Below are 18,911 nucleotides of genomic sequence, written 5' to 3' on the forward strand. Positions count from 1 at the left end.
TAAACCAACCCATGTTTCCGTTGAAGAACATCTTTCTTTTTATGTTCTGTCTGAATTATATTGGAATTTTAATTTCCCAAAATAATTCGGATGTCAACGTGCTTTCGGGTAGCTTGGACCAATACACGATTTCAAAGCATTATACCTTTAGAGAAAGCGAAAATGCCCTGAGTATCCATCAAGTTTTGGAGGATGATGGATTATTTAAATTTGAAGAAAAGACGTTTTTAAATTCAGGGGTATTCCATCCTTATAACTGGATAAGAATTAAAGTTTTAAATGATTCCGAAGAGTCTGATTTTATATTCGAATTCAATCAAACGTATATTGATTCCTTGGAGTTTTATGTGTTAAAAGACAGGGAAATCATCCAAGCTTTTCCAAAAAGAGGGCTACATTTTGAAAACAATAATAATTCCTCTTTTCTATCTAATAAATATGCCTACACCTATCCGATTAAAATTCCAAAACATGATACCCTAAGCTTTTATGTCCATGCTGTGGTTAATGACGGAGCCTTTCGAACGGTAAACAAAATTTGGACTGCTAAAGGTTACGAACAACGTTCAGAAGATATAAAAGTCCGTAGTTCATATCTCATATTCTTTGCCGGTTTTACGGTTTTGGTGATTATTATTTCCATTGCCATGTTCTTTTTCTCAAGGCAAAGGCTGTATTTGTATTACGCCGGTTTTGTGGCAGTAATTTTTGCCAATTTATTAGGGTTGCGTTATTTCGTATCTCCCTTGTTTTTTGAGAAATACCTGTTTTTCGGGAACAACTTTTTGGAGATGTTTACCTTGGTTCAGGCCTTTTTCGTCATGCAGTATTTGAAGCATTTCTTTTACTTGAAAACCTACTATCCAAAGTTGCACCAAGGTATCGGGCGCATCGCGATGCTCACCTTTTTATTTTTTGTTGTGGCATTATTTTTAAGACGATTCGAATGGTTTTATGCTCTCTCTTATTATTCGGCAAAATTATTGTTGCTAATAGTAACCGTTGGCTTTTATACCATCGCCATTAAACTTTGTTTTAAAAAGGAAATTATGGCCTATTACTTCGTAGTGGCCTATTTTCCATTGATGCTGGTGGTGATTCATTATTTGCTCACGGCTTTGAAATTGACGTCGGGTTACAGCCCCATTGAATGGGAATTTGTCATTTTCTTTGAGATTTTTGTGCTTACTATCGCCATGGCGCATCGCTATTATTTGTTGATTCAGGAAAATATCGCCTATCAAAAGAAACTGTATGAACAACGTTTGAAAATTTCACGGGATTTACACGATAATATTGGTGCACAACTCACCTTCATCATTTCTTCCATTGAAAACCTTCCATACGGATTTAAAATTTCGGATAGCAAATTAAAGGCCAAGTTGCAGAGTATTAGTGCCTTTGCAAAAGAAACGATTTACGAGTTGAGGGATACCATTTGGGCGATGAATAAAAATAAGATTTCATTGGACGACTTGCAGATGCGGATTTCAAATTTTGTTGAAAAAGCGAATACACATTCTGAAAAAACGGAGTTTAGTTTTTCGGTTGACAATTCTATTTCAAAAGATATCAAATTTGGTGCAATAAAGGGGATGAATATTTACCGCATCATTCAGGAAGCGATAAATAATGCCTTTAAATATGCAGAAGCGAAACAGGTTTCGGTAAGTATTTCGAACGCTGGTGAGAGTATCAAAATCCAAATTTGCGATGATGGAAAAGGCTTTGATTTACAAGCTGTGGAAAATGGAAACGGATTGAACAACATTAAAAAACGTGCAAAAGAAATCGGGGCAACTGTCAATATTGAAAGTAAAGTGGATAAGGGCACAAATATCCACTTAGTGGTCGATTACTAAATACGAAATTTTACGTATTTTAAGTGAACAATAAAATCGTCATTTTTACAGAAATAAACATTTTAGATGAACATTAAAACTGCCATAGCAGACGACAATTCGTTTTTAATCACCGCGGTAAAGGAAAAGCTGTCTTTTTTTGAGGATATTGATGTGAAGTTTTCAGCGATGAATGGTTCCGATTTATTGGAAAAACTAGGGGACAATCATAATTTGGATGTCATTTTAATGGATATTGAAATGCCCGTACTTAACGGCATTGAAGCCACTGAAATTGTCAAAAAAAAGTATCCACATATCAAAATCATAATGCTCACGGTTTTTGATAACGATGAAAATATTTTTAATGCCATAAAAGCCGGAGCAGATGGTTACCTGTTAAAGGAAGTCAATCCTAAGGATTTGCACGATGGGATCGTTGAAACCTTAAATGGCGGTGCCGCCATGAATCCCTCCATTGCCATGAAAACCCTAAAATTGTTGCGAAACCCTATTGAAATTCAAAACCAACAGGATAAAGAGGACATTACTCTAACGGTAAGGGAAACAGAAGTTTTAGAGCACTTAAGCAAAGGATTGAGTTACAACGCCATTGCCGATAATTTGATTTTATCCACCGGAACTATCCGAAAACATATCGAGAACATTTATAAAAAGTTGCAAGTACACAACAAACTGGAAGCCGTTCAAAAAGCCAAGCGAAATAACTTGATTTAATGATTGTTTAACCTTGAGTTAATATCCCACTTGTCAAATCTATTTATATTTGTACTGTTATTTTGAAATAACATAGATGCATTAGTTAGACTTCAAAGTCGAAGGAAACTGATGTTTTTTTATGCCCAAATACCACTGCCCTACATCAAGTTCTCAAAATATTTCTAAATTAGGGCATGCGAAAAATTCTGTTTGGCGTGGTGATTACATTGATTGTGCTCTTCACCTATAAATACTGTGATAACAAAAAGGAAGATCAACTCGTTTTACGGGAAAGTTCCACTTTAATTCAGGAGCAAGTTAATAATGTTGGGAAGTTGGTGGTCACCGAAGGGCATTTTAGCGAGGTATTCAACTACGAAAACTCAAAGGGCGTTTTTGGCGATTTATTATCTGCGGAAAAGAAGGCTTTGGTGGTAGTAAATGCTGAGGTGACCATAGCATACGATTTGAGCAAAATCGAATTCGAAATCGATGAAACCACCAAAACGCTTACTATTACCAATATCCCTGAAGAGGAAGTAAAAATAAACCCGGATTTGGAATATTATGATGTGCAGGCCGATTATCTTAACCCTTTTGAAGCCAAAGATTATAATGCTATTAATAAAGCTGTAAAGGGGTCTCTCGCCAAAAAAATTGAAAGATCGGATTTAAAGAAAAATGCGAAAAACAGGTTGATTAGTGAACTGGCCAAATTTTATATCCTGACGAATTCCTTGGGTTGGACCTTAAAGTACGACGATACGCCAATAACCAATCACGAGGATTGGGAAGATATCAATTTATAAGCAGTTGCAAATCTGCTATCCCGCCACCGTTTACGGCCTCAATCTTATAAAATTTTAAGAGTTTAACAGCCCTTGCGGACCGCAAACCACTTTTACAATGTGCCACTATGGGTTTATTCATTGCTTTAAGGTGTTCAATATTATCCTTCAAGTCACTCAAGGGGATATTAATGGCGTCGGTAAGATGCACTTCCTCCCATTCCAGTTGTGTCCTCACATCTAAAATTACGGCGTCCCGCTTTAGGAATTCCGTGATTTTCCGAGAGTTTCTCTTGTAAAAAAAACGTAAAATGCCCACGGCTTAAATTTTTATAAAGTTAGTCAATTTTTTACCATTTGTTGATGGAATTAAGGGCTCAAATGCGTTTTATTTTATGTATATTCCGCTAAAATTAAAGCTGTCGTCATGGAACCCTATGTTACGTTGACTATTGAAAACCATATTGGTTATGTTGAGTTTTTTCACCCTAATCGAAACTCCATGCCAAGTACTGTTTTATCTGAATTGGAAAAAACCATTGTTGAGGCTGGAGTTAATGATGCCGTAAAAGTGATCGTTCTAAAGAGTGGTGGCGACCGCACCTTTTGTGCGGGAGCAAGCTTTAACGAATTGATTGCCATTGAAGATGCTGAAACCGGGAAGCAGTTTTTTTTGGGGTTTGCCAATGTGATTAATGCCATGCGTAAATGCTCAAAATTGATTATTGGCAGAGTTCAGGGCAAGGCTGTCGGGGGCGGTTTAGGTTTGGCGTCTGCCACGGATTATTGTTTGGCTTCGAAATTTGCTTCGATAAAACTGAGTGAATTAAGTATCGGTATCGGGCCATTCGTGATTGAACCGGCCGTGTCAAGAAAAATTGGAACTCCGGCGATGTCTCAAATGACGATTGATGCCGAAACCTTTTATGACGCCAATTTTGCAAAAGAAAAAGGCCTATTTTCGGATGTTTTTGAAACTACCGAAGATCTAGATATTGCCGTAAAAATTTTGGCCGAAAAACTAGCAGGTTATAATCCGGAGGCATTATCAGAAATGAAAAAAGTTTTTTGGAAAGGCACCGAAAACTGGGATAAACTTTTAGAACAACGTGCTGAAATTAGTGGAAAGCTGGTTTTGAGTAAGTTTACTAAGAAAACTTTGAAGCGGTTTAGGTGAAAACATTTCTGTCATTCTTTGCTGTCAGACTGAGCGCAGTCGAAGTCTTGTTTCAGAACCTCACTAGCTCATTTTAGCAATGATCCTGAAATACTGAAGTAAATTCAGCACAAGCAAGTTCAGGGAGACATTAAAACTAAGCTTCTATTCCAGAATTTACAATCCCCAACCCATCATCAATCAAATGCCCAAATTCAGGTTTGTTCTGTTTGATGGCTTCCAAATGCTTTAAAATTTTGGTAGCCAATTCATTTTCGTTGCCTAGTACCGCCAACTCATAAAGTTCAACGGGCAATAGCCAATCGTTGGGGTGGTTTTCCATCAATGCCTCCAAAACTTTGGTTCGGGAAATGGTTCTGTTTTTGCCTTCCCGGTAATCACGTACCTGTTGGTACAGGGCTTCCAGTTCCAATCTTTCTTTAGATTTTTTAACATGAATAGTTTGGGTGGAAGGCACGTGGGTAATCAAATCAAAGCTGTTTAAGTCCGCCGGCCCAGAAAATGCCGAAACAATATCTTTCCCAACGGCCATATCATAAACGCCCCATTCGGGTTTAAAAAGCACAGTGTCGTTATGTTTAACGGTACAATTTTTAAAACTGATCAAAATAATTTTCCCTTGAAGATTGCGTTTGCCAGTAATGATTTCACCAGAAACGGTAACACCACCCTCAAATTCTAGGGTAACCGTTTTTTCTTCATAAATGTTGTATGCCGATAAATCCCGCGGGCTCATATCTTCAATCGCAATATTGATGCCTTTCAGTTTTCCGATAGGGGAACCAAAACCTTTTTCGTGGGTGTCAGTGCCGTGCCCTACTAATTCTTTTTCGCGATAAGCCAATGCCGTTTTGCCCATAGTTTGGACGTATATTGGTTTGTTCTCATGTGCAATTACATCTGTAAAAATACCCGATATTTGAATCCCCGTACTCAATTCGACTGTTCCCAAGGCTTTGGAATCAATTAATTTTTGAACCCCCGACAGTCCACCTTTACGTAGGGCCATGGTATTCGCGAATTCTTCTAAAATCAAACTCAAATGTGCAAAATCTGGTGTGACGAATAATTGGGGTTGGGGTTTTGTAATATCAAAATCTTTGTATGTCGCATTAATGTCATAAGGTAGTTTTTTCACCTCGTCGGTCATACACCACGCGCTTTCGCCGATGGAGGACAATAAGCCTGCGCCGTATATTTTCGGGTTTTCAACCCTGCCGATTAAACCATATTCCACCGTCCACCAATGCAGGTTTCTAATCAACGCCATTTCACTGGGCTCGCCCATATTTTGTTGAAGCTCTTCAACCTTTTGTTCTGCTTTATTAATAGCTTCTTCCGCCGAATTCGGAGCCTCTTTAATGATGGACAGATGCCTTACGGCTTCATATAATTCATAATCCTTTGCTGAGGAAATGGCTTTGCATCCAATTTCACCAAAACGCCTCAAATACTCTGCATACTCTGGATTGGCAATGATAGGCGCGTGCCCAGCACCTTCGTGAATGATGTCTGGGGCAGGCGTATATTCAATGTGTTCCAACTGTCGAATATCACTAGCGATTACAAGAACATTATAGGCCTGAAATTCCATAAAGGCATTGGGTGGAATAAAACCATCAACGGCCACAGCAGCCCATCCAATGTCTTTTAAAATACGGTTCATGCCATACATGTTCGGGATACTTTCGATGGAAATCCCGGTCTGCTTTAAGCCGTCCAAATAGGAATGGTGAGCCACTTTGCTCAAAAAGTCTACGTTTTTGCGCATCACATAGCGCCAAACCGCTTGGTCGATAGCAGAATAGTCCTCATAATTTTGAGGTTTGATAAACTGCTTTAGGTGTTCTGGTAACTTTCGTAATATTTCGTTGGATTCAAAAGAATTCGACATTGTTAATTTTTGTATTGAAATAGCATTTAAAAATACGAATAATTCATCAAAATAGCTATTTTTTAACGTTTCTTTCAATTTAAGTACTTCGAATTAAATTGGGTCGACATCCTATTAAAGATTTCGATATATTTAGAACGCATAATTTGAATCGACATGTATACAAGACGCATATTTCCCATAAGGGGAGTTTTAAAATGGACACGAAGGCATATTTTTCTATTCTTATTAATTGCCTTAATCCCAGTAGTATTGTTTGATTTGTTTGGGTTGAAGTGGTTGCACGTGCCTTGGTTGCCCCTGGGCGTTTTAGGTACCGCAGTGGCATTTATTGTTAGTTTTAAAAACAATGCCTCATATGATCGCCTTTGGGAAGCCAGAAAGATCTGGGGCGGTATCGTAAATGCATCTCGCTCGTGGACCATTATGGTGAAAGATTTCATAACTAATACCCATGCGAAAAAACCACGTACGGAAATCGAACTGCAGGCTATAAAGCGTGAACTGGTCCATCGCCACGTGGCATGGCTAACAGCCCTGCGCTATCAATTGCGCAAGGACAAGCCATGGGAAATGCATCTGAAAACAGGTAAATCCAACCAGGAATTCCGAAGCAATTATTTTCGGGTGTGTGAGGATGAAATTATTGTCGAGAATGCGATACGGGATTATATTTCTGAGGAAGATTTCAATGCTATTTTTTCCAAGGGAAATCAAGCCTCCCAATTGCTGGGTATTCAGTCCAGACGTTTAAAGGAATTGATGGACGAAGGATTAATAGAGGATTTCAGACATATGGAAATGACCAATATGTTGGTGGAATTTTACACGCTCCAAGGAAAATCGGAACGTATCAAGAACTTTCCGTACCCTAGGCAGTTTGCCACATTGAACTACCTTTTTGTCTGGGTATTCATCATTTTGTTACCTTTTGGAATTATGGAAGGTTTTGAGGGTATCGGTGATCATATTTTAGAAGATTTGATGACACATAAATCCCACACATCCTTTACGCATCGCATTCAAGAATTTATAGCAGAGCATTTTGTTTGGTTTTCGGTGCCGTTCAGTGCCTTGATTGCCTGGGTGTTCCATACGATGGAAGCTATTGGTGAAAATACCGAAAACCCATTTGAGGGTGGGCCCAATGATGTGCCAATTACCGATATGAGCCGGGGTATTGAAATAGATATCCGTCAGTTGATTGACGACACGGATATCCCAGAACCTTATAAATGGGAAAATGATATAGTAATGTAGCCAAAAAATTATTGAGATATGTACACGTACAAAGCAAAAATTATCGACGTTTATGATGGCGACACTGTTACGGCGGTTGTGGATTTAGGATTTCTGCACTTTCAGGAAATGAAATTGCGCCTTTATGGTATTGACACTCCAGAATTACGGGGAGCAGAGAAGGAGCAGGGAAAAATAGTTAGGGATATTGTTAGGGACATGATTTTGGATAAGGAGGTCACTATTCGTTCTTACAAGGATAAACAGGGGAAATACGGGCGCTATTTAGCCAATATTATCCTTGACAATGGACTAGACTTTAACCAATGGTTGGTGGACAATGGACACGCGGAGCCATATTTTCCATGAATGGTTTTAAAAGAAAAAGAGGGCAATCGCCCTCTTTCTTGTACCTTTTTCTTTTATTAAGATAGGTTTTTATTTCTCCGTCCCAGGAGGATATTGCTCCATAATTTTGGCCACAAATTCCCTGATACGTTCTTCTTTTTTCTCAGGCTTGCTAGCTAAAAAGCCTTTGCCCATACCTTGCCAGATTAATTCTTTTTTCTTTGCATTGATCAGGTCAACAAACAATACGCCTTCGGTACGTGTAGACACAGCTGGTTGGTTCCAGCCCCAACCCCAGCCAGGACCCCAGCCCCAGCCTCCCCAGCCCCAAGGGCCCCATCCGCCCCAACCCCAGGCGCCAGCGCCCCAAGCGTTGTTGTAAACGTCAACGCGTTGGTTCGATTTGGTGAAAATGCTAATAAGGATATCTGGGTCTTCGGATTTGGTAAAGCCTTTGGCCATCAATTCATCCTGAATGGCCCGCAGAATACGGCGTTTGTCAATGTCATTAATTTCAGCTTTGTCAATGCCTGTTTTAAAAAAGGCAAACGTTTTAAAATTACTGAAATCTGCCTTTTTATCGTAGTCCGTAGAAACACGAACAGAGGAACAGGAGGTTGCAACAATCAAAAGGACAATAAGCGGTAAAGTTTTAAATATTTTTTTCATAGCTAGGATATTTTATAAACTAAAAAGTATCAAGAATCATACCATAAACCTTGATTTTTAGGGGTTTTCATATGTTTTTATTCAATTCCTCTTTTTGCCTGTCCTGAGCGGTTGCCTACCAGATGGTCAGGAGGTCGAAGGGTCGTAACCATACGGGCAATGTCTGCAGCCACTTTCACAACAGTAACCACGCTTTAAATGGTACCGCTCGGTAAAACACCGATAGCCTTCGGGGGTTAAGTAATAATCACCTTCTTCAATGGGGACAATCTTTTTCATATCTCTTTTTCAGCCTAACAAAGATATTTAAAATTAAAGAATTATTTTGTGGTTTGGTTTTTGACCTCTGTTAAATATGATATTGATTTCAAAATACATAGTGCCCAAAGGCTATAATGGTATTTCGATTTTCCCCTTCATTTTTTTACACCGAAAGGAATTGAAATTTAGCGCCACTTTGATCAATCACGAGAAAATCCATTTGAGGCAACAGCTAGAGTTATTGGTGTTACCGTTTTACATTTGGTACGGCATCGAATTTTTGATAAGATTGATACAATTCAAAAATTGGCACAGGGCCTATCTTAATATTTCTTTTGAAAGAGAGGCATATTCCAATGAAAAGGATTTGAAGTATTTAAAAAAAAGGTCATTTTGGCGATTTTTGAAGTATAGCTAAATTGATATAAAATGGCATCGAAGATTTTAAGGAAAAAAAATCAAAGTTCAAGGCAAAAATTTGAGACATAGCCTTTGTTATGGCGATGATTTTTAACGATGAAATTTGGTTTTTTAGTCAAAAGATTCATGTTATTTTGTGTTGATTTAGCTATATCTTCGCAAACGGTGAATTTTGAGTTTGAGCATACCAGAAATCAAAAGATTTTTCTTCCTTTTCAATCCGATGTAGAATTATACATCAAACGGGAAGATGAATTGCATGCTTTCGTGTCTGGAAATAAGTATCGAAAGTTAAAATACAATTTAAAAGAAGCCGAAAAGCTGGGCTTCGATACGCTGCTGACCTTTGGTGGTGCTTTTTCAAACCATATAGCCTCCGTAGCTTTGGCTGGCCAAATATTAGGATTCAAAGCCATTGGAGTGATTCGCGGGGAGGAGTTGAGTGCAAAAATTGATTCTAATCCCACTTTAAGTTTTGCGAGACAGAACGGAATGCGATTTAAGTTTGTGTCTCGGCAAACCTATCGAGAGAAAACCTCCGAAAGATTTTTGACCGAATTGAAATCTCAGTTCAATAATTTTTATTTGATTCCTGAGGGAGGGACAAACGTGCTTGCGGTAAAAGGTTGCGAGGAAATATTGAGAGACGCTGATGATAATTTCGATTTTATTTGCTGTCCGGTAGGCACTGGAGGCACTATATCCGGCCTTATAAATTGTTCAAAACCTAGTCAACAAGTTTTGGGATTTCCTGCCTTAAAAGGGGCGTTTTTGCAAGATGATATTAGTAAATTTGTGTGGAAGACTAACTGGGAGTTAATAAGGTATTATCATTTTGGTGGTTATGCCAAGGTGAATGCCGAATTAGTGGATTTCATCAATCAGTTTAAATTGGAAAATAATATTCAGTTAGACCCTATTTACACTGGTAAAATGCTGTTTGGGATTTCGGATTTGATTAAAAAACAATATTTTCCGGCGGGCTCAAAAATATTGGCAATTCATACCGGAGGTCTTCAAGGTATCGTAGGAATGAACCAAGTATTAAAAGCGAAGAATTTACCTTTAATTGAAATTTAAATGAAACGAATAGTCGTCATATTTCTTCTGGGAATTGTGTTGTTTAGTTGTGGCTCAAAAAAAACAGTGGTCACCAAAAAATCGCAAAAAACTGAGACGGAGGAAGTCAAAGTAGTAAAGAAATCATCGGAGCCTGAGAAGGAAACCGATCCTATTAATTCCAATACAAGTCTAAGTGCGACCGAACGTTACATCGAAACCTATAAATCCATTGCCCAAAAGGAAATGACATTGTATAACATCCCGGCAAGTATCACTTTGGCGCAGGGGATTTTGGAATCTGCTTCAGGGAAAGGTAGGCTTTCAGTGCAAGCAAATAATCATTTCGGTATCAAGTGCCATACGTGGTCAGGAGCTAAAATCTATCACGATGATAATAAAAAAGGAGAGTGCTTCCGAAAGTACAACCATGCCAAATATTCGTACAGAGACCATTCCTTGTTTTTAACCACAAGAAAACGATACGCTAGTCTTTTCGATTTAAATGTCCGTAATTATAAGGCTTGGGCAAAGGGTTTAAAAGCGGCCGGTTATGCCACGGATCGAAAGTATCCTCAAAAGTTGATTAGTTTGATAGAGCGTTACAAATTATACAAATACGACGATGAGGTGTTGGGTGCAACAGTTTCAAGAAAAGAAAATTTTAAAGAGACGATCCATGTTGTAGCAAAAGGAGATACCTTGTATTCCATTTCCAGGTTGCACGATATTAGTGTTGAAGAACTGCAACAACAAAATAATTTAACGAGTACGACCATTTCCATTGGGCAGGTACTTAAAATAAAAACCAAATAAATTTCAAATGATTTATCAACGAAGTAGCGCCTTGTTTGCCGAAGCGGAAAAGGTGATTCCAGGAGGTGTGAATTCGCCTGTAAGGGCGTTTAAAGGCGTGGGGGGTACTCCCATTTTTGTGAAGGAGGCGAAGGGTGCGTATTTGTACGATGAAGATGGTAATCGATTGATAGACTACATTAATTCCTGGGGACCGATGATTTTGGGGCATGCTTTTGAGCCTGTGGTGAAAGCCGTAGTTGAAAAGGCCAAAAAAGGCACTTCCTTTGGAATGCCGACCGAGATTGAAACAAAAATTGCCGAATTGGCTGTTTCCATGGTCCCGAATATTGATAAAATCCGTTTTGTAAATTCAGGTACTGAAGCCTGTATGAGCGCGGTACGTTTGGCACGGGGATTTACAGGTCGAGATAAAATCATAAAATTTGCAGGCTGTTATCATGGGCATTCGGATTCGTTTTTGATTCAGGCGGGTAGTGGTGCCAGTACTTTCGGAACGCCCAATAGTCCTGGGGTAACCCAAGGCACGGCCAAGGATACTTTATTGGCGAACTACAACGATATTGAAAATGTAAAGGCCCTGATTGCATCCAATCCGAATGAAATTGCTTGTATTATTATTGAGCCCGTTGCTGGAAATATGGGATGTATTCCCCCTAAAGAAGGGTTTTTGGAAGCGCTTCGGCAATTATGTGACACAAATAGGATTTTATTGGTATTTGACGAAGTCATGACAGGGTTCAGATTGGCAAAAGGTGGAGCACAACAATTGTTCAACATTAATGCCGATATCGTTTGCTTTGGGAAAGTCATCGGTGGCGGGCTTCCCGTGGGAGCCTTTGCGGCCAGAAACGAAATTATGAATCATTTGGCACCATTGGGTCCAGTGTATCAAGCAGGTACTCTAAGTGGTAATCCGTTGGCTATGGCAGCAGGTTTGGCGATGTTGACAGCGCTGAATAATGATTCAGAAATCTTCAACCGTTTAGCTGAAAAGACGGAGTATCTGCATAAAGGGATGGCAAAAGTTTTGAACGATAATAAAATTACACATACCATAAATCGCGTGGGGTCCATGATTTCGGTACATTTTTCTGAAGGTGAAGTAACCGATTTTAATTCATCGGCTAAAGGCAACAACGCTACATTTAAAGCCTTTTTCCACGGAATGCTCAAAGAAGGCGTATATATCGCCCCAAGCGCATTTGAAACTTGGTTCATCACCGATGCACTAACCTATGAAGATTTAGATTTTACGATTAAAGCTGTCGATAAGGTGGCGCAGACTTTATAAAAAAACGCCTCCAATACCGGAGGCGTTCTTCGTTTTAACTATAATAAAAATCACTAAACTAAATCATCAATCAATATTTTTAGGCTCTTTTGCCTTTACGCTTGTTCTTGGCTTTTTCTTTCATTTTAGCATGCCTTCTAGCCTGGGCTTTTTCCCATTTCTCGTATTGCTCATCATTTAAAATGTCTTTCATTTTTGCTTTAACGGCAATTTTATGATCCAACATTTTATTCATCATTGCTACACGCTCTTCTTTTGAGGGCTTCGTTGCCTCTGCACTTTCCTTTTTGGCTTTTCTTTCAGCCATGTGGGCTTTTCTCAATTTTGCATTTTCCAAATTAACTTGGTACACATTGTCTTGCTGGGACTTGTTCAAGTCTAAAAATAAAGTCATCTTTTTGGTCTGAATAGTCGCCATTTCTTCAGCTGACAAGTCCATTGCTTTTTGGCCTCTTTCTTTGGCTTGGGCAGATGTCATTTGAACTGCGAATATGGCCACGGCTAGGATTAAAAGTTTTTTCATCGTAATAAATTTTAAGTTGTTTGATGCTTTGACTGTGAAACCCAAAAATGGTTTAAAAACACCAGTGGCTTTAACGAGAAATTAACAAAAAGAAGAGTTCTTTAATGTCTTGAAATTGGAATTTCTAGGGTGATACCTGTTTGAAAATCAGGGGCATTGTTTACTTCAAGGTCTTCTTTGATGAATAGTGAGATTTTGTAGTTGGGTCTGCCGTAGGTATAGATAAAATTCCAGTCGTTTAGGGTTTGGTAAAGTGTAGCTACCCCATTTTGCCAACCGCCATTGATTTCTTTCCATTTGCCGAGCAACCTAAAATAATCGGCTTCCTCTTTTCTGTTGTATCGCGTCTGTACGTGATAATTCACCCCAAAAGCATGATAATTCCCTTTTTTAGTGTATTTCGTGAATTCCGCATGGACTTCAAAAGCTCCTAAATAAGCGTTGTTTCCCAAATCTATGTTGTCTTTCCCAGCAATAAAATTTTTGCGAAGTACACTGGCTCCAAGACCAAAATTGAATTCATTTTTGCTTTTTAGGATAAGTCGTTTTACCGCATTTGCTGATATCCCATAATCTAGCGACCTGTTAAATTTGGAGGTGTTTAACCCGACATGACTTCCAAATTTTCCATAAATCATTTTGTCATCATTTCTTAAAATCTCTGGATAATAGAAGTGATTTAGCTCAATCCCACCAATAAAAAAATCATTTGCATTGAGTTCGAGCGTCTGGCCGTTTCTGTCAAAATATCTAAAGTTGACTTGGTTTAACCCATAGTAGCGTCTTCCGAAAGGATCCTCGCCACCGGCTACATTGCTATGAAACCATTCAATGCCCTCGTCACTGGTGAAAACGGAAAAAGGATATTTTCCACGGGTAATTAAATAAGAACGAAGTGTTATTCCTAATTCATGCTGTTTGGCAACGGCAAAATTATAGTTAAATCGAAATTCTTTGATCACCGCATCAATCACAATATTCATATATTCTGCAGGGGTCGTTTCTTGGTCTACAAAATTAAACTGTCTATCGTGCCAGGTAACCTTACTCAACCGCTCTCTTACCTCAGGGTCTTTTGGAAAGTGTGCCTCAACAAAAGGGTGGAAACTATTGCCACTAGTATAGTTTAATGAAAAAAGAGGGCGTTGTGGCGGCGCAATTTTAAAATTCTGATTGATTCTGGCACTAAAAATCCCAAAATGGTGTGTGGCCAAAACACTGGGCCTGTCTATCCCGTTCTTAAAGATAATGCTATCACGTTCCTGTGAAAAGGTACATGTGGCACAAAGTGCTGTTAAAATTATCAGGGCTTTTTTACGCATCGGGCAAATATACTGGATTTTCGTTTTTTCGATTCAAATTAAATGGGTAGTCGGACTGCCAAATACATCCTTAATCGATTTTATTGTATTTTAGTAAAAACCCTCATTCAATGCCATATTGGTTATACATTGTACTTCTGATTATTTTGATCTACGTCATTATCAGTGTGGCATTGTACTATTTGCAGGATTACTTCTTGTTCAAACCTGAAAAACTGCCTGCGGCATTTCAGTTTAATTATGAGAACCAAATTACCGAAGAGCATAATCTGGAAACCCGTGATGGAGCTGTTATCAATGGACTGTTGTTCAAGCCGAAAGGCAAGTCACGTGGGATTGTATTGTATTTAAAAGGCAATTCCAAAAGCATCAAAGGCTGGGGCAAGTTTGCGGTGGATTTTACCCGACACAATTATAATGTGTTGATGGTAGATTACCGTGGTTTTGGAAAAAGTACGGGCAAGCGGTCTCAAAAAGCCATAAAGCGCGACTTGCAACGTGTGTACGACAAAATCAAGGAATATACTACTGAGGATAGAATCATTTTGTACGGACGTTCCCTAGGTTCGGGTTTTGCGGCAAAGTTGGCCTCCATGAACCAGCCCAAACTGTTGATTTTGGATGCGCCCTATTACAGTCTCACAAAGGTTACCAAGCGCTATGCGCCATTTATGCCTTTGTCCGTTTTAATTAAATATCCGTTGCCCACCTACAAATGGTTGAAATATGTGCAGTGTCCTATTCATATCATTCACGGCACCAATGACAAATTGATTCCGTACAAAACCAGTATAAAACTGTCCAAGGTCAACCCAAAGCTGACCAAGTTGCATACCGTTATTGGAGGTGGGCACAAAAACCTAAATACCTTTGAATCCTACCATAAAATGATCGATGATATTTTAAATACCAAACCCAAAGCTATCGATTTGTCAACTACCAGTATCCATGTCAAGCACAGTTCAAAACCCGATAAGGCGAAAGCTTAGGAGATTTTCCCTCGGTGTAATTAGCCTATATGTTATGATTTCAACACTCCTGTATTTTATGCAGGAAAAACTGCTGTTTTTGCCAAGTGTCCTTCCCCAGGATTACCAATTTGAATCCCTACATAGTTTTGAGGAAATCAATTTGAAGGCAGATGACGGTGGGACCTTAAATGCGATTCATTTTAAACTGGAAGCTCCAAAAGGCGTTATTTTATATTTTCATGGCAATGCAGGTGATTTATCTCGGTGGGGAACCATTGCCGAGTTTTTTGTGGACAAAGGTTACGATGTACTGATTATGGACTACCGTAACTTTGGAAAGAGCACCGGCAAATTAAGCGAAACGGCATTTTATACGGATGCCCAACTGTTTTATGACTATTTGAAAACCAATTATGCCGAAAGCGATATCACCCTTTACGGCCGGTCACTCGGCACTGGGATCGCTACCTTTTTAGCCTCTGAAAATAACCCCAAACAATTGGTTTTGGAAACGCCATATTACAGTATGGCCCATGTTGGGAAATCCCGATACCCCATATTGCCAGTGGACACCTTATTGAAATACCGTTTTCCAACTTTTGAATTTATTCAAAAGGTGAAATGCCCCATCCTAATGTTCCACGGGACGGATGATGGTGTGATTCCCTACGATAGTGCAGAAAAATTATTTCAAAACGCACCCAAACCCCAAACCATCTTTATCACCATTAAAGGAGGGAACCACAATAATTTAATCGAATTTGAGACCTATAGAAATGCTATAGAGGACTTGTTTTCTTAAAATTCTTAACATCTTCAAAACCAAATCTTAAAGAAGTCATAAAAATAGATTTGGCTTACGTTAAAAATTTCTAAACTACTGTAAGTAAATGGAATTTTTGCCGTCTATTTGTACAAGTTTAGTTTACATAAATTTAGTTTAGTTTAGTTTAGTTAAAAGAAAAGCCAGTAACGTTTTGTTGCTGGCTTCTTTGTTTTTGAATTGAACGGTCTGTATAAGAATAGTTGCGTGGTATGGTAACTAACTTTCCAAAAATGGAACGAGCCAGATGAAAATCTTTCAGGTTTTTTCGGAGAGGCAAGAACCAAGTAATTATTTTTACAAGGTGTTACACAGGCTTTTATTTAATTTCTCTTTTATATATTTTAAAATTAAAATCTTCAGCACCCAGTAAGCCAGTTCCACCAATTCCCTCAATAGTTCCTGTAAAAGTAGTATTTATATCAGAGCAATAAAACTCTATTCTGGCTACGCCTTTTGAATTAGTAATAATATCTGGTTTCCAAAACACGGTATTTCTGTAATCAGGAAAAGGGTCATCTATAGTTTCATTATTATAAACAGTCTGGTAGAATTCTCGTTCACCGTAATAGCCTTTTAGTATTTTTAGATTGAACTTTTTTATAAGTTCTTCATTTGTATATTTTATACGATCATTTTTTCTGTATATAATGCTACTTATTCTATCTTCAGATATATATGTCTCACCATCAATAGGTTTTCTTATTTTGGAACGTTGATTATTAGTTATACAATTTACACAATTTAATAAACCATAGCCACATACATAATCTGGCGATGGAAGTGAACTAACCAAAGAACTTAAATACTTATCTCTGAACACCTTCTTTTTCTTTGCTGAAACGACAACCTCGTTAAGTTTATTAACGTCATCTGCTATGATTAATGGCGGTCTAACATCTTTAAATGTTTCTTCAATTAATTTTGGAAAGGGATAATTCGTTGACATGGTTCCATTATTCCTATTAATGGTATTAAAGGGAGCATCTTTGATATCAATAACATATTTAGGTTTTTTCGGTGCTAGCGGTCTCAAATAAAAATAACCCTTTTCTGCCGTTTTTAAATGTTCATAATTTATAGTAAAAAAACCCATAGAATCTGCCATGATAGTACCTTGCTCCTTTGCAGATTCTGGATCAAAGAGCGTTACAAGTGGATGTCCTGGTATTTTTGATTGCTTCTTTATTTTTTCTAATCGAACCTTACATATAATGGAGTCTGAAAGTATTGTTTTTCTAAGTTTGTTGTTTTCTTTTAAGTTGTCTTCATGCCATACGTACCGTCTCCACCCTTGTGTAAGCAATAGTAGATTTAAAGCTTCATACCTGTTTTTGTTATCTTCATTAAAATAATAAGCTGGATTATAAATATTGCCTTTTAATTGTGTTGATAGCTGATAGTGGGTAAGTATATTTTTTGGTTCAAATTCATTTTGATAAACTTTGTCGTAAACACTTAAACCTAAATGTGCCATAACGGGTTCTCCGTCCTCATTAGTAGTTATTATTTTTAAGGTTGCTTTTTCTCGGGTTTTATATTCACTTTTATCTAAAATTGTTTTTATGTTTAATTTTTGATCCAGTTTTATATAAACTAATCGTTCAGCAATTGGTTTTAAATCAGAATTAAAAAGAGTAGCTTCTGCAATGCCTTGAGGTACATCTTCTAAAGGCATTTTTATAATTACTTCTTCTTTTAATTTAGCAGATGCTATGCTGTAAATAACACCTCTTGTCTGTAGTCGTAAGTATATAGTTTCTGGTTTCTGGTTTTTACTTTGGGAGATTTTAAAGGATAAAAAATCTTTTGTGCTTGCTATTAAACCGAGTGTTTTACCTGTAGATTTAATTTCAGGTAATTGATAATTTTTATCGGACTCAGATAGTTTGATATAATAGGTGTTTGCTTTTTTTGGCGTGAAATTTAGACTTCCCATTCCTGCATGCACGCTTTTAATATTAAAAAGAGGCAAATTGTTCTCGTACAAAGTTCCTGAAAGTTTTACGGGTAACCCTTCTTTGTTTATAGCTTTAAATGCAAGTTTGTTTTCTATATCTGAAACTAAATAACCCCCTTCAGGGAATAATGAAAATTGAGATATGGTATCATTTTTAATAAAAGCAACGTTTTCTTTTTCTTTTATATTTTTAACAATGTTAATTTTTTTAAGTGCATAAAGTGTTTTTTGGTTTTTAAAGTACGAATGTTCGCTATAACCAGCAAGAACGTATTGTCCTGTTTTTAATGAATCTTGAATATAAATATGCCCATCAACAAAACCATTTTCTATTTCATATTTTTCTTCCCAAACTGCTTGTTTTGTTTCATTATTAATTAATTGCACATAGAGAGTTTTACTTCTTTGAGAAGGAATAAGATGTTGCGCATCTAAAATATAGGCTTTGAACCATAAGTTGTCTTCAGTTTCATAAATATCCTTGCTTGTTTGAAGGTAAATATTATCGAAAGATTGATTGTTCGCAAGCTTTTGGAAATTATTTGCCATAGTATCTATGACATTTCTATTATTCTGAGAATGAAGTACACAAGAAATAAAATAGAGATATATTAAAATGTAATGTAGCTTTTTATTGATTTCCATTGAAGATTTTTTTGGCTTGCATATAACAATTGTATAAACACACCTGGTGTATTCATTTACCTTATGCTTTGTTAAAAATAAGGAAAAATCGCAGGGGTATTGCAGAACTCGTTCAGTTTTTACAAATTGTCTTTGGGCGAA

General features: G+C 37.7%; 19 protein-coding genes. 12 read left to right on the forward strand and 7 right to left on the reverse strand.

The features are described 5' to 3' along the window. Nucleotides 1-20 precede the first annotated feature (20 nt). From ACFSR8_RS04105 to ACFSR8_RS04115, 3 genes are all read left to right on the forward strand, one after another. Nucleotides 21-1,862: a sensor histidine kinase gene (locus ACFSR8_RS04105; RefSeq protein ID WP_380289287.1), complete on the forward strand. Its 1,842-nt coding sequence runs from the start codon at nt 21-23 to the stop codon at nt 1,860-1,862. 66 nt (nt 1,863-1,928) lie between these two features. After that, complete coding sequence (locus tag ACFSR8_RS04110; RefSeq protein WP_380289289.1) at nt 1,929-2,579, forward strand: response regulator; 651 nt, start codon at nt 1,929-1,931, stop codon at nt 2,577-2,579. A 176-nt stretch (nt 2,580-2,755) separates the two neighbouring features. Next, nucleotides 2,756-3,370, forward strand: a complete 615-nt coding sequence (locus tag ACFSR8_RS04115; protein WP_380289291.1) for a DUF4230 domain-containing protein — start codon at nt 2,756-2,758, stop codon at nt 3,368-3,370. Here ACFSR8_RS04115 and ACFSR8_RS04120 read toward each other — a convergent pair. Then, nucleotides 3,360-3,668 (reverse strand): rhodanese-like domain-containing protein, encoded by a 309-nt coding sequence (locus ACFSR8_RS04120; protein ID WP_380289293.1) that lies wholly within the window; start codon nt 3,666-3,668, stop codon nt 3,360-3,362. The genes ACFSR8_RS04115 and ACFSR8_RS04120 overlap by 11 nt on opposite strands. A gap of 108 nt (nt 3,669-3,776) precedes the next feature. Between ACFSR8_RS04120 and ACFSR8_RS04125 the strand changes: the two genes are divergently transcribed. Further along, nucleotides 3,777-4,526 (forward strand): enoyl-CoA hydratase/isomerase family protein, encoded by a 750-nt coding sequence (locus ACFSR8_RS04125; protein WP_380289295.1) that lies wholly within the window; start codon nt 3,777-3,779, stop codon nt 4,524-4,526. Nucleotides 4,527-4,662: 136 nt separating this feature from the next. Here the strand turns inward: ACFSR8_RS04125 and ACFSR8_RS04130 are convergent, their stop codons facing one another. Further along, nucleotides 4,663-6,420 (reverse strand): aromatic amino acid hydroxylase, encoded by a 1,758-nt coding sequence (locus ACFSR8_RS04130; RefSeq protein ID WP_380289297.1) that lies wholly within the window; start codon nt 6,418-6,420, stop codon nt 4,663-4,665. 156 nt (nt 6,421-6,576) lie between these two features. Here ACFSR8_RS04130 and ACFSR8_RS04135 point away from each other — a divergent pair, with 156 nt between their 5' ends. Together ACFSR8_RS04135 and ACFSR8_RS04140 are read left to right on the forward strand one after the other, a co-directional pair. Beyond that, on the forward strand, nt 6,577-7,680 hold the full coding sequence (locus tag ACFSR8_RS04135) for a bestrophin family protein (protein ID WP_380289299.1): 1,104 nt from the start codon (nt 6,577-6,579) through the stop codon (nt 7,678-7,680). An 18-nt stretch (nt 7,681-7,698) separates the two neighbouring features. Next, on the forward strand, nt 7,699-8,028 hold the full coding sequence (locus ACFSR8_RS04140; protein ID WP_186560016.1) for a thermonuclease family protein: 330 nt from the start codon (nt 7,699-7,701) through the stop codon (nt 8,026-8,028). Nucleotides 8,029-8,097: 69 nt separating this feature from the next. On the opposite strand, the gene ACFSR8_RS04145 is transcribed toward ACFSR8_RS04140, so the two are convergent. Together ACFSR8_RS04145 and ACFSR8_RS04150 are read right to left on the reverse strand one after the other, a co-directional pair. Next, complete coding sequence (locus ACFSR8_RS04145) at nt 8,098-8,676, reverse strand: DUF4136 domain-containing protein (RefSeq protein ID WP_380289301.1); 579 nt, start codon at nt 8,674-8,676, stop codon at nt 8,098-8,100. Nucleotides 8,677-8,802: 126 nt separating this feature from the next. After that, nucleotides 8,803-8,955, reverse strand: a complete 153-nt coding sequence (locus ACFSR8_RS04150) for a DUF5522 domain-containing protein (protein ID WP_380289303.1) — start codon at nt 8,953-8,955, stop codon at nt 8,803-8,805. A 76-nt stretch (nt 8,956-9,031) separates the two neighbouring features. Between ACFSR8_RS04150 and ACFSR8_RS04155 the strand changes: the two genes are divergently transcribed. From ACFSR8_RS04155 to hemL, 4 genes are all read left to right on the forward strand, one after another. Continuing rightward, nucleotides 9,032-9,355 carry a hypothetical protein gene (locus tag ACFSR8_RS04155; RefSeq protein ID WP_380289305.1) on the forward strand — a complete coding sequence of 108 codons (324 nt, stop codon included), beginning with the start codon at nt 9,032-9,034 and terminating at the stop codon, nt 9,353-9,355. Nucleotides 9,356-9,483: 128 nt separating this feature from the next. After that, a complete protein-coding gene (locus ACFSR8_RS04160; protein WP_380289307.1) occupies nt 9,484-10,437 on the forward strand; it encodes a 1-aminocyclopropane-1-carboxylate deaminase/D-cysteine desulfhydrase in 954 nt (317 codons plus the stop codon). Next, nucleotides 10,438-11,232, forward strand: a complete 795-nt coding sequence (locus tag ACFSR8_RS04165; RefSeq protein WP_380289309.1) for a glucosaminidase domain-containing protein — start codon at nt 10,438-10,440, stop codon at nt 11,230-11,232. Nucleotides 11,233-11,239: 7 nt separating this feature from the next. Then, the gene (gene hemL / locus ACFSR8_RS04170; RefSeq protein WP_380289311.1) at nt 11,240-12,526 is read left to right on the forward strand and encodes a glutamate-1-semialdehyde 2,1-aminomutase; all 1,287 of its coding nucleotides are present in this window, start codon (nt 11,240-11,242) and stop codon (nt 12,524-12,526) included. Between the two features lie 79 nt (nt 12,527-12,605). Here the strand turns inward: hemL and ACFSR8_RS04175 are convergent, their stop codons facing one another. After that, complete coding sequence (locus ACFSR8_RS04175) at nt 12,606-13,049, reverse strand: hypothetical protein (protein ID WP_380289313.1); 444 nt, start codon at nt 13,047-13,049, stop codon at nt 12,606-12,608. A 101-nt stretch (nt 13,050-13,150) separates the two neighbouring features. Further along, nucleotides 13,151-14,371 (reverse strand): hypothetical protein, encoded by a 1,221-nt coding sequence (locus tag ACFSR8_RS04180; protein WP_380289315.1) that lies wholly within the window; start codon nt 14,369-14,371, stop codon nt 13,151-13,153. Between the two features lie 110 nt (nt 14,372-14,481). Here ACFSR8_RS04180 and ACFSR8_RS04185 point away from each other — a divergent pair, with 110 nt between their 5' ends. Beyond that, a complete protein-coding gene (locus tag ACFSR8_RS04185; protein ID WP_380289317.1) occupies nt 14,482-15,360 on the forward strand; it encodes an alpha/beta hydrolase in 879 nt (292 codons plus the stop codon). A 34-nt stretch (nt 15,361-15,394) separates the two neighbouring features. Next, nucleotides 15,395-16,144, forward strand: a complete 750-nt coding sequence (locus tag ACFSR8_RS04190; RefSeq protein WP_380289319.1) for an alpha/beta hydrolase — start codon at nt 15,395-15,397, stop codon at nt 16,142-16,144. Nucleotides 16,145-16,484: 340 nt separating this feature from the next. On the opposite strand, the gene ACFSR8_RS04195 is transcribed toward ACFSR8_RS04190, so the two are convergent. After that, the gene (locus ACFSR8_RS04195; RefSeq protein ID WP_380289321.1) at nt 16,485-18,770 is read right to left on the reverse strand and encodes a hypothetical protein; all 2,286 of its coding nucleotides are present in this window, start codon (nt 18,768-18,770) and stop codon (nt 16,485-16,487) included. Nucleotides 18,771-18,911: the final 141 nt, after the last annotated feature.

It is taken from the genome of Hyunsoonleella rubra (assembly GCF_042684665.1).
In the GTDB taxonomy this organism is placed as follows: domain Bacteria; phylum Bacteroidota; class Bacteroidia; order Flavobacteriales; family Flavobacteriaceae; genus Jejuia; species Jejuia rubra.